11 protein-coding genes are annotated in these 11,863 nt (G+C 58.0%); all 11 read right to left on the reverse strand.

The window, feature by feature from the left end:
- The 11 genes from APU02_RS14205 to APU02_RS14255 all read right to left on the reverse strand — a co-directional run bounded on the left by APU02_RS14205 (position 1) and on the right by APU02_RS14255 (position 11,860).
- A complete protein-coding gene (locus tag APU02_RS14205) occupies positions 1 to 789 on the reverse strand; it encodes a hypothetical protein (protein WP_060570356.1) in 789 nt (262 codons plus the stop codon).
- Complete coding sequence (locus APU02_RS14210; RefSeq protein ID WP_060570357.1) at positions 786 to 2,039, reverse strand: beta-ketoacyl-[acyl-carrier-protein] synthase family protein; 1,254 nt, start codon at positions 2,037 to 2,039, stop codon at positions 786 to 788. The genes APU02_RS14205 and APU02_RS14210 overlap by 4 nt, the downstream gene beginning before the upstream one ends.
- Complete coding sequence (locus tag APU02_RS14215; RefSeq protein ID WP_343285965.1) at positions 2,026 to 3,450, reverse strand: TolC family protein; 1,425 nt, start codon at positions 3,448 to 3,450, stop codon at positions 2,026 to 2,028. The genes APU02_RS14210 and APU02_RS14215 overlap by 14 nt, the downstream gene beginning before the upstream one ends.
- A 2-nt stretch (positions 3,451 to 3,452) precedes the next feature.
- A complete protein-coding gene (locus APU02_RS14220) occupies positions 3,453 to 5,384 on the reverse strand; it encodes a MacB family efflux pump subunit (protein ID WP_042290981.1) in 1,932 nt (643 codons plus the stop codon).
- Positions 5,385 to 5,387: 3 nt separating this feature from the next.
- The gene (locus APU02_RS14225) at positions 5,388 to 6,539 is read right to left on the reverse strand and encodes an efflux RND transporter periplasmic adaptor subunit (RefSeq protein WP_060570358.1); all 1,152 of its coding nucleotides are present in this window, start codon (positions 6,537 to 6,539) and stop codon (positions 5,388 to 5,390) included.
- Entirely contained in the window at positions 6,536 to 8,644 is a 2,109-nt protein-coding gene (locus tag APU02_RS14230; RefSeq protein ID WP_060570359.1) for an ATP-binding cassette domain-containing protein, read from the reverse strand. The genes APU02_RS14225 and APU02_RS14230 overlap by 4 nt, the downstream gene beginning before the upstream one ends.
- An 8-nt stretch (positions 8,645 to 8,652) precedes the next feature.
- Complete coding sequence (locus APU02_RS14235) at positions 8,653 to 9,603, reverse strand: hypothetical protein (RefSeq protein WP_060570360.1); 951 nt, start codon at positions 9,601 to 9,603, stop codon at positions 8,653 to 8,655.
- Positions 9,604 to 9,608: 5 nt separating this feature from the next.
- Positions 9,609 to 10,280: a DsbA family protein gene (locus APU02_RS14240; RefSeq protein WP_060570361.1), complete on the reverse strand. Its 672-nt coding sequence runs from the start codon at positions 10,278 to 10,280 to the stop codon at positions 9,609 to 9,611.
- Between the two features lie 60 nt (positions 10,281 to 10,340).
- Positions 10,341 to 10,541 carry a DUF4762 family protein gene (locus APU02_RS14245; RefSeq protein WP_060570362.1) on the reverse strand — a complete coding sequence of 67 codons (201 nt, stop codon included), beginning with the start codon at positions 10,539 to 10,541 and terminating at the stop codon, positions 10,341 to 10,343.
- 88 nt (positions 10,542 to 10,629) lie between these two features.
- Complete coding sequence (locus APU02_RS14250) at positions 10,630 to 11,289, reverse strand: transcriptional regulator (protein ID WP_060570363.1); 660 nt, start codon at positions 11,287 to 11,289, stop codon at positions 10,630 to 10,632.
- Between the two features lie 22 nt (positions 11,290 to 11,311).
- Positions 11,312 to 11,860 carry a fimbrial protein gene (locus APU02_RS14255; protein ID WP_060570364.1) on the reverse strand — a complete coding sequence of 183 codons (549 nt, stop codon included), beginning with the start codon at positions 11,858 to 11,860 and terminating at the stop codon, positions 11,312 to 11,314.
- Positions 11,861 to 11,863 lie beyond the last annotated feature (3 nt).

Here is an 11,863-nt window from a genome sequence, read left to right on the forward strand (position 1 = left end):
TTATTTTCCTTTTGTCAGCGCGCCGACCTTCAGGGTAACGGCGCTGCAAATGAAACGTTGTTGATAACAGGTTCGCGCCGCGATCCGCACCACCGCGCCCGTAGCGAGGTCGCCGACGGCCAGCGCAGGGAGCGTGTCGATCAACAGCCGCGGCGGTAACGCATTCGCCCGCCACGGCTCAAGAAGCAGACTGTCGAAAATGACCTCCTGATGGGTCTGCATGACCGGGAAACGGTTAAAAAGCGCCTCCAGAGAAGGGCAGTCCGGCAACATCGCGGCGACAGAGGGTTGATGTAGCAGCGCATCGTCCTGTAGCAGATGGCGGAACAGCAGCGCGTCCAGGAAATGCCACTGCTGGGCGTCGGGCAGTAGCGGCTGAAATGACTGATGCAGCCCGGCAAGCGTGGCGGATTCCAGCACTCGCTGGCTCAGGCCGTCGTCGCGCGGAAAGCCCTGTTCCGGCGTAAGCTGACAGGACAGACAGGTTTCTCCCCCCGCGCGCTCTTTCACCGACACCACGACGCGCTCGCTCGCTTCACGCATCAGAGAGTACGCCGTATCCCGCCACAGTGGTCTGCGCAGACGTACGGTGCATTTCAGAAACGGCGCGCTGTCGGCGGGTGGGCTGATAAAACGCTTCACGTCGAGTAACGCGCGCATCCCGTGAACACTAAGCGCGTGTCCCCCGCGTGCTTTCACCCACGCTTCGTCAAAATGCACCGGGTTGTAATCACCGGAAAACGCCGCCCAGCGGCTGGCGTCCTGATGACCATAATGCAGGGGCATCATGCGTGTTTCTCCAGGATCAGCGCCGCATTCGCTCCGCCAAAGCCAAAGCTCAGATTCAGCGTGCGGCGAATGTCGCCCGCGCGGTGACCCTCGATCACATAATCCAGATCGCAGCGTTCATCAGCCTGTTGGAAGTTGGCCGTCGCGGGCATCACGCCGTGGGCGATAGCCTGTAAGCAGACGATACTTTCGAATGTCCCTGCTGCGGAGATTAAGTGTCCGGAATAGGATTTGGTGCTGGAGACCGGGATTGCGTAAGCCGCGTCGCCCAACGCCATTTTGAGCGACTGGGTTTCGTTAATGTCGTTCAGCGGCGTTGAGGTCCCATGCGCATTAATGTAGTCCAGTTGTTCAGGCTCCAGCCCAGCCTGCTGCAGGGCATGGGTGATGGTTTGCACGCGGGCCAGACAGTCTTCCGCCGGCGAGGTGAAATCCCAGGCGTCCGAGAAGTTGGCGTAGCCGGTGATTTCGCCGAGGATCGTCGCCCCACGCGCCAGCGCCCCTTCGCGTTCCTCCAGACACAGCACCGCCGCCCCTTCAGAAAGCACAAACCCGCTGCGATGGGCGCTGAAAGGACAGCTTGCCCGCTGCGGGTCCGACGGCTCCTTGCTGAGCGCCCCCAGCACGTCAATGTTCCACACCGCACAGTGACTGGTGAGCGACTCGCCCGCGCCAGCCAGCATCATCTGCGCCCTGCCGCTGCGAATCACCTCATACGCGTCGCCAATAGCAATCGTACCCGTCGCGCAGGCGGCAATCACCGTATTCTGATAGCCGTTCAGCCCCCAGAACTGACTGCATGCGGCAGTCGTCACGCTTGGCATGGCGTAAAAACAGTTGAACGGCGAGGCGACGCCCGTCGCGGCAAATTCGCTCTGCGCATCGTAACTTTCATCCAGCCCTGCCCAGCCGGTGCCCATAATCACGCCGCAGTCCAGCGGGTTATAGAATTCCTGGGGCGGCTTATCGCCGAAGGCCATGCTCATCGCCTGACGCGCCGCGCCAACGGTCAGGCGGGCAAACCGCGGCAGCCGACGCCGGATGGCGGCAGGCACCCCCATCAGACTCGGCTCGTTATCCACCAGCCCGAGAAAATGGGTGTTGATATTCAAGGCGGTTTTGTCGACGTAGCGATAGCCATGTCGTTTGTCCATGATTGCCTGCCAGCTTTCCTCTGCCGTTGCGCCAAGCGGGGTCACGGCGCCATACCCGGTAACGACAACCCGCTTAAAGTCATTATTCAGCTTCATGTTCCATCATCCTGTATTGCGTTTCGCCACCCCCTTGCGCCAGCCAGAGCTGCAGCGTGGCGTAGAGGTAGTCGTATTGGGTTTGTGCAAGGGCGTTCTCTAACGTCAAGATGTCGTCCTGCGCATTGAGCAGCGTCTGAAAGTCCACGGCCCCTGCGCGATAACGGCTTTCCGTCAGCGTTAAGCGCTGCTGGCTCAACGCCAGCGACTGATGCAGCCTTGCGCGCTGCTCGCTCGCGCTCAGCCGGTTTTCCATTGCCTCATCCACCTCGGCGAGCGCGGCATAGGCAGTGGAGCGAAAGGTAATCGCCGCCTGTTTAACCGCTAAATCCGCCTGCCGCACGGTAAGGCGCTGGGTGTTCCACTGGATAAACGGCAGGGCCAACGCGCCGCCCACGGTGCGAATCGGATCGCTGAACCACTGGTTAAAGACCTGACTGCCGGCATTCAACGAGGCGTCAAGGGAGAGCGAAGGGTAAAAACGCAGCCGCGAGGCGTCGTATCCGGCAAGCGCCGCACGCAGACGGGACTCCGCCGCCTGAATATCCGGACGCTGAGCGATAACATACAGCGGCGTTTTTTGCGCAACCGGCACCTGTTGATTGACATCCAACGCAGGCGACTCGTCAGCGTGCTGTTCCGCCGGTCTGTTAAGCAGCAGCGCCAGCGCATTACGCGCGCTGCTGCGCTGTTGCTCCAGCGTACGCAGTTGGTTTTGCCGCTCCAGCAGCGCCTGCTGCGCTTGCAGGACGTCAAGCTGTCCCACTTTCCCGGCCTGAAACCACGACGTCACCTGCTGTAAGGTCTGCTGAGAAATGGTCAATGCTGCGCGCTGGTTGCGGATCTGCTGGTTATACAGCGCGATACGCCAATAAAGCTGGGCGGCCGTCCCTTGGGTGGAAAGCATCGTCGCGTGATAATCCTGTTCGCTTGCCACCGCCTCCCATTCGCTCTGTTCACGGATACGGGCCAGCTTTCCCCATAAATCCACCTCATAGCCAATAGTGATCCCGCTGCTGTAACTCTCCTGCGACGCGCTACCGCGCCGCACATTTTTGCTGTTGCTGGCGGAACCGCTCACCGTGACGTCTGGAGTGAGGTTGGTATTGGTCAACCCTGCAGCCACGCGCGCCTGTTGGAGGGCGATCGCGGCAGCCGCAAGATCGTTATTGCTTACGAGTACCTGCCCGATAACCCGCGTCAGGCGTGGGTCGCCAAAACGCTGCCAGCCAAAAACCGCTACTGTATCCGGCGCCACTTGCCATTGCCGGGGCATTGAGAGCAGCGGACGCTGGTAGTCGCTGCGGGTCAGTTTCCCACAGCCGGAAAGCAGTAGCGCTGTCAGAAAAACCGCGCCCCAGCGCAATTTTTTGCCGGATGGCGACGTACTACGTGGTGGTAATAGCTTCATCGTCATTCGCGTGCCAGCGCCTCTGTCGGGTTAAGGCGAGCCGCTCTGCGCGCCGGGAAATAGCCAAACGTCAGGCCTATAAGCGCGGAAAACCCACACGCCATCAGCACCGGAAAGGCGGTAAAGACCATCGTGAAGGCGTCGGTGGCGACAGCGAAGATATGTCCTGCCACCCACGAGCCCATAACCCCGAGCAGGCCGCCGAGAGCGCAGATCATCACCGCCTCGATCAGAAACTGATTCATAATGTCTGACGGCCTTGCGCCCACGGACAGGCGAATACCGATCTCATGGGTACGCTCGGTCACCGAAACCAACATGATGTTCATCACCCCCACGCCGCCCACCAACAGCGAAATAGCGGCGATTGCGGTGATCAACAGCGACATAGAGTCGGAGGTTTTTTGCAGGGCGTTTGCCAGCTGATCGTCGGTCTGGATAAAGAAGTCTTTTCTGCCATGCTCACGCAGCAGATGCCGTTCCGCGCGCTGCGCCGCGTCATGCGGTTCCAGCGTCGGCTGAAAACGCGCGATCAACGACTCCAGCGGTTTCTCGCCGGTTAGTCGCTGCTGTAAGGCCGTATGCGGCGCCCAGGCCGCCATAAAGCCGCCAACCACTTTCGGACCAGGGCGCGTGGCAACACCAATGACCCGCCACGGCGCACCGGCAATTTGCACGATCTCGCCGAGGGCGTTTTCACCGCCGGGAAACAGCGTATCGCGTCCGGTTTCATCAAGGATGAGCACCGGTTCGCCTTCGGCGACGTCACGCGCGGTAAAGCCATTTCCCTCGACGAAGCGCAATCCCTGCAGCGAGAAGAAGTCCTGCGACACGCCGGAAAGCATCAGCGAAGAATCCAGCCCCTTGCGGACCGCGAGCGTGGTGCTGCTCACCACTGGCGAGACGCCCATAATCCACGGCAGCGCTTGTAAACTCCGCACATCGTCCAGCGACAGCGCGCGTTCCATATCCGGTCGTTTGCTGCCCCATCCCGTTCCAGGACGGATCTCCAGCGTGGTGCTTCCCAGTTTGCCGATTTCGCTCATGATCGCCTGACGCGCCCCTTCGCCAACGGCCATCGACGACACGACTGACGCAATACCGATGATAATCCCGAGCATTGAGAGAAAGGCCCGCATCCGGTGCCCAAGCAACGATCGCCACGCCATGCGTACCGACTCATGCAGGCTGCGCCCTAACGACGCGCGTCCGTTGTCCTGATCCGGTAACGCCGAAGCCTGCCTGACAGCGACATGCTGTTCATCGCTGATGATCCGCCCGTCGCTGATTTCAATAATGCGCTGCGCCTGACGGGCCACGTCGCGGTCATGGGTCACGATAATCACCGTGTGCCCGGCGGTATGCAGCTGATGCAGTACATCCATCAACGCCTTACCGCTCACGCTGTCGAGGGCGCCAGTCGGCTCATCGGCCAGAATGATATGGGCGCCGTTAATCAGCGCCCTGCAGACGCTCACACGCTGCTGCTGACCGCCGGAAAGCTGAGCAGGCCGATGTTGCAGGCGGTTCTCCAGACCGAGCTGGCGCGCCAGTCGCTGTATACGGGCTTTACGCTCTGGCTCCGGCATGGCGGTATAAAGCGCAGGAATCGCGATGTTTTCTTCTGCGGTCAGATACGGCATCAGGTGGTAGCGTTGAAAAATAAAGCCCAGATAGCGGCTGCGAAGGTCTGCCAGGCGCAGTTCGTCGGCCTCATGCACCGGCGTGCCGTTAATCAGCACTTCACCGGACGTGGGTTTGTCGAGGCAGCCAATAATGTTCATTAGCGTGGATTTCCCCGACCCGGACGCCCCGACAATCGCCACCATCTCGCCGGCGTGAAGGGTCAGTGAAATATCGCTAAGAACCGGAAGCACCTGCGTTCCGGCGTTAAACGCGCGGCAAACCTGACGTAAAACGATAATCGGCTCCATCCGCTATCCCCGCCCTGCATCCTGCGCCAGCACCACCTGTTCACCCGCCGTTAACCCCTCCAGCACTTCAGCATACTGCCTGTCATTAATGCCGATACGGATGATGCGGGTGCGCGTTTTGCCATTCTCATAAGTGGTAATGGCGTAACGCTCGGTGTCCTGTGCCTGTCCCAGCGCGGCGACCGGTACGCGCAGAACGTTTTTGGCTTTCGCAATCTGGATAAACACCTGCGCCGTCATTGACGTTTTGAGCTCGCGCTCCGCGTTAGGCACTTCAAACGTTCCGGTGTAGTAGACCGCCATCGCCTGCTGATTGCCGCCCATTCTGTTTTCCCCGGACGCCTCCAGCGCCTCCTGCGGCGCGGGCTGAACAAAGCCCATCGTGCTGCTATAGCGTTTTTCCGGGTTGGCAATGACGTAGAAACGCAGCGGCTGACCGGGGCGGATCTTCTGCACGTCCGCCTCTGAAATCCGCGTTTGCACCTGCATGGTGTCGAGATTCGCCAGCACCAGGATGGTCGGCGCGGTTTGCGAGGAGACGATGGTCTGCCCTTCCCGGGTCACAATCCCCAATACTTCGCCGTCGATCGGGGCGACGATGCGGGTATAGCTCAGGTTAGCCTGCGCGGATTTCACCGCCATCTCCGCCTGTACAATCTGCGCATCGCTCACAGCGATCTGCTGCACCTGCGCGTCGTACTGCGCCTGCGCCTGCTCAAATTCACTGCGCACGCCAGAGCCGTCGCGCATCATCATCCGCTGACGGTTAAGCTCCTGGCGATAACGTAACAGGGTCGCCTGCGCCGACAGCTTTTGCGCTTTGGCGCTGGCAAGCTGCGCGTGGGCGTTGTTAAGATCAGACTCCTGAATGGTCGGGTCGATCTCCGCCAGCAGTTGCCCTTTTTTTACCTTGTCGCCCTGACGCACGTACAGCTTGCGAAGCTGTCCGTTGACCTGCGCCCCAACGTTGACCTGCACCGCCGGTTTCAGGACGCCGGTGACCAGCACGACTTTTTCGATATCCCCTGTACCAATGGTTTCCAGCGCCAGGTGTTCATCGGGAGAGTCAGAGGCCAGCGTCGTCCACGCCACGCTGCTGGCGACGACAAACGCCAGTCCGAAAGCAGCCAACATCCAGCGGGTTTTACGCGTCATAGATCGGCCTCCAGAGGGCGCAACTGGCCTGCAATAAGCTGATAAACGCGCGGAAAATGCGACAGTACCTGTTCGCTGTGGGTTACAACAATCAATGATTTACCGGTTTCGTGACAGTGACGGCGGAGCGTCTCCATCACGGTCGCCGCCGTGTCGTCGTCAAGATTCGCGGTCGGTTCGTCGAGCAGCAACACCGGACGCGTACTGTACAGCGCCCGCGCCAGCAACAAGCGCTGACGTTGCCCAAGAGAAAGCGCCGCGTGGCTTTCCCGAATCAGGGCGTCAACACCGCCTGGCAGCCCGCGCACCACGTCACCCAGCGCGAGGGAATCAAGCAGCGCCTCAATGCGTCCGCGGTCGCGTTCACGGTACTGTGCGTCAAACAAAGTGATGTTTTCCCGCACCGAGGCGTTAAACAGGATGTCCTCCTGGCTTTGCAGACAGACAAGCCGCGTGAGCAATTCCGGAGACAGGCGCGTTTCGCCGGCATAACAGCCGCCCGCCTGAGGTGCCAGCAGTCCGGCGATCAGCCGCAACAGGGTACTCTTTCCGGCCCCGGACTCGCCGACGATCGCCATCTGCTCTCCGGCGTTCAGGGTGAACGATACTCCGTTCAGAATCGGCCTCGCCGGATCGTAATCGTAGCGCAGAGCATCAAAGTGAAGCGTGGGCACCGCGCCTGACGGCAGCGCCGGGGTCAACGGCACGGGCTCGGCTTCGTCTCTGCGGGCAAACAGGCTATGGGCGCGGGTATCAATAACGTTGAGCTGGGTTTTTTGAATAATGCCGTAGAAAATCCGCGTCACGTAAGAGGTAAAGATCTGGCGCAGAAAGCTGTAGGCAAAAAAGTCGCCCAGCGAGATGAGTTTGCTGTGTACCATCGGCAGCACCACCAGCATAAACACCACCATTTCCAGACTGCCGGTCAGCTGATACAACCCCTCTTTAACCTGCTGATAGACTTTCTGGCGCTGCAGGCAGGAAAAAAGATCGCGGCTGAATGCTGCAAACTGCCCTTGCCGCTGGCCTTCCAGCCCGGCGGTTTTGACGGTCAAAATGCCCTGGATAGTCTCCATAAAGAAGTCGTTCAGGGTGGCGCTTTTAAGCTGCAACTGCTGTGTGAACCAGCGGTCGCGGATCACCGCCCAGACGCTGATGATCCCCATCACCGTCACCCCCACCGCCGAGATCGCCGCCAGTACCGGGGCGATCCAGAACATCACCGCCAGCGCAATAACGCAAATCACCCAGTCGGAACGCAGACCGTTATCCAGTTCAATCTTTTGCAGCAGACCCACCTGCCAGGCGGTGAAGCGGCTGAAGATCTCCCCCGGCGCGCGTTTTTCAAAGAAGCGCAGCGGATTGCTGAGCAGACGGGAAAATCCGACCCCGCTGTGGATCAACACAAAGCGTTTAATGAAACGCTCGCTAATCACCCGTACGCCCAGCGCCATCAGCGAGGAAACCATAAACGCCAGGATAAACCAGCCGTAGGGAAAATCGCTGTTCCCGACGCTGGAAAACGCCTGATTAATGGCGTTGCTGACCATTGTCGGCATCAGGAACAGAGTGAGGGAAACCAAGAAGGTCAATAACATCAGCCGGTAAATCCCCGGCACCGCCGCGGTTTCCTGCATACTCATGGCGCGTGGCGCAGTCTGCGTCTCATCCGGTAACGACAGGTCAGGATCGGCCTCCAGCGGTCGATCCGGTTCGACAATCAACGCATAGCCGCTGATCTCCTGCTTCAGCGCGGAAAACGGCAACCACTGCTCGCCAATCGCCGGGTTCATCACGCACACCTGATTCCCCTTACGCCAGGCCAGCAGAACGTAATGGCTAGCGCCGTAGTGCAGAATAGCCGGCAGCGGCAGGTCATTCAGTTCGTGATGCTCAAACAGGACCGGCGTGGTGGCAATGCCCAGCCGCGCCAGAATTGTCATCAGCGTATCCAGCGACGTGCCGTGATCGGACGCCGGAAAAATGTCGCGCAACGTCTCCAGCGAAACGGTTTTCCCCTGCGTCTGCGCCAGCATCGCCACGCACGCCAGGCCGCATTCGTTGGTTTCTTCCTGAAAGATCTGATTCGGGATGGTGGTTTTCATTTTTATAATTAGTGATTAATAAAATAGAGAGAATGGCTGTGCCAGAGCAGCCACTCCTGCGGATAGTCGCGCAGGGTGGACTCAATAATTCCCGGCAGCGTCTGCGCGACGTCGCGGCTGGCGACCGGAGGATGAATGTGGATACGCAGGCCGTTGTCGTAACTCAGGTGGTAAAACACCACCTGGGCCTTGATCACCGCGGAAAGACGAACCACGCCGTTGTGCAGCTTCGCGCTGCGGTCAAATAAACGGCACGGCAATTTCGCCGCCAGCGCACCTTCGGCCTGCAAGGTATAGTCGGGCGAGATATCGGGAAATATGATCATGTTTTGCCGACCGCAGGCGACATCCGTAATGAGCGTCATCAGATCGCCTGCCAGCGCTTTGTTTTCCTGGTGAATTGAGCAGTACGAAAGCGCGACGCCCCCCAGCGCGCGGGTCTGGGCGTTATAGAGTTCCGCGCTTGCAGAGACCACCACACTGGCGCTTCCCGGCGTGACGCAGGCGCCAACCATCGCCGCCAGCACGTCCGAGACCGTATGCAGCGGCGCCAGAATATAAGGCGTGTTTTGTTGATGCAGCGGCGCGACCACGGCGTCGAGCTGCGCCGCGCAGGCGCGAATCTGTCGCAGCAGCGCCGGACTCTGCCCCCAGGTAGCGGCTTCTTCCAGCAAACGACGGCGGACAGCTATCCATACGGCGTCCACGCGCCCCGAATACCCTGTCAGACAGCGTGCGTTTTCATTGGCCACCGCGTGTTGACAGCGAAACGAGCGTCCCGCCAGACGCAGGGCGCAAAGCCCTCTCGCCACTGCCAGCACCGCGGGGAGGTATCCGTAGCGCAGAATTTTCCGCAGCGCAAACATCGCCGCCCGGGACAGTTCCCGGCGCAGGCGACGCACTTGTCCCAGACGGTTGCGGATGCTAAAGACGCTCCAGATAATAAAAAACCTGACCACGGAGACTATTTATCCTCTTTAAGCAACTGCTGCATCCGCTGGGCAAATTGCGGAAACTCCCGATCCTGCGCCACCACATAACGTTTATTGATAATAAATATTGGCGTGGCGTTAATCGCATAATGTTCGGTAATTGCCGCCATTTCGCTGAGGCGTTTTTTTACAGCCTCGCTCTGACGGACTGTATTGAATTTCGTCGTATCGATATTATTTTTTACCAGCCAGCCTTGCAGCGCATTGTTATCCGCCAGATCGACACCACGCGTTATCACCGCATTATAAGCGCTGTCGCGCACCTGCTTTTCAATGCCCATAACTTCCAGCGTGGCAAATAACGGCGCGTACGCCGCCAGACCGTTATTATCACCGGCGATGTGAATAGAGGTAAATGTGCTGCCGGGCGGTAACGACCGGCTAAATTCAGCGAGGTTATCTTCATTTGCCGCACAGTAATGGCAACCGTAGGACATAACTTCAATAATACTGCGTTCTTCTTTTATCGGGCTGCTCGCCACCTGCTCAACGCTGACTTCACGAAACGCCTGCGTTTGAGAATCATCCGCTGAAAATGTTTTGAAAACAAAAATATGATAACAAAGCACCGTCATCAGCGAAGAGATCACGATGAGAAACAGTGAATAACCAATAAGGGTAATACGTTTAAAATGCGTCGCCATAACATTCTCGCCACGGAAAAGAAAAGCCTGGGGGCATGTCCTCCCCCAGGCTGAGCCCGATTAGAAACGGTTCGGGATACCGCCACATTTGCTGGAGTCAGCATCTTTCATGGTTGTGGTGCTGCCGTGTTTGTCGGTGCAGGTCGTCAGTTCCTTACAGGAGGTTACGCCACCGATAGTCACGTTCTGATAGGTTGTTTCGCAGGTTTTGCAGGTTCCGCCCACAACCATTGCAGCTTCGATCGCAGTTAATGTTTTCATTTCTGTTTTCCTTCATTAAGGTTTAATAAGGTGCATTCATTTGCACCGGGAATTCGGCGAAAGCGTTCGCCAAAAATTTTCCACACGCTCAGGGCATAATTCCCTTAAACGCCGCGAACAGGGCAATATTGTTGCGGATATTCAGCCGCTTCATTAAATGGCGCTTGATATAACTCAGGCGACGCACGTCCACGTTCACTTCATCGGAAATCTGCGACAATGATTTCCCTTTGAATATTTCTTCCATTAGCCACCACTCATTACCGGAAATGGTGTAATCTTCTTCCCTGTTGTGCAGTTTTTGCCGTGTGTAGTTCACCAGCGAGTGGCTAAAGCAGCATCCCCGATGACCTTTATCAAACAGATCCTGAAAAAAGGGACCGATATTGTCGATATTTTCACTTTTCAATAACCAGTGCGCACTCGGCAATATGGTATAGAGCGCAAAAAACAGCGGCAAATTATGCTCGCTCAATAAAATCACCAGACTTTTATCTTCCTGCTGATAAAAATCTTTCATCAGTTGCAGCGCGCGAAAACGCTCTTGCGGCAAACTGTCAAGATCGCAAAGAATCAGCAGTCGATGATGATCATCGACTTTTGTCTGGAGCACAGAAATCAGCTGGGCGTAATCATCGGTTAAGGAATATTGCGTCTCAGCCTGCTCGCCGACTAAACGGGCAATTACCGTTTTTAAGCCTTGCGAATAAAAGAAATTCTTATCATAAAGAAAACACTGATACACCATGCCTCAAATCCCTGTTGACGCGCTACTGATAGCTCAATGTGTAATTCGCCGTCGCGGTAAATGGCCCGGTGGTAAGGGTTCCGTTTGCTAAGGCATCTGGCTCCGCTTCAACGAACGCCTGAAAGTTCAGCCGTAAAATCGTGTCGTTAATGGCCACCGGAGTCGTGGCGGCGTTCAGCTGTACCGGGGTGTCGTCGGCCTCCAGCAGACCAATACCCACGCCGCTTGCGTTACCTGGCGCGGTGGCGCTGATCGCCAACCGATCCGCGAGATTAGGGTTAGCCGTCCCGCTGAACGTCACCGTTACGCTGTTAAAAACGCTCGGGGTACAGCCCTGAAGCTTGATGGTGAAGGGCACGGGGACCGTTTTGCCGTTAATGTACAAAGACTTGGTTGATATGTTGCCAAAGTCGACCGGCACCCGCTCTGACTCAGGCGCGATGCTGCACGGATAGGCCATCACCACACCCTTAAAGCTCAAATCGCCGCCGATCAGCTGCCCCAGCGCCCATGCGGAGGGGGTGATAAGCGTCGTCACGAAACAGGCGAGGATCATCATAATGCGCTGCATATT

The organism is Citrobacter sp. 50677481, assembly GCF_001463265.1.
In the GTDB taxonomy this organism is placed as follows: Bacteria; Pseudomonadota; Gammaproteobacteria; order Enterobacterales; family Enterobacteriaceae; genus Citrobacter_A; species Citrobacter_A sedlakii.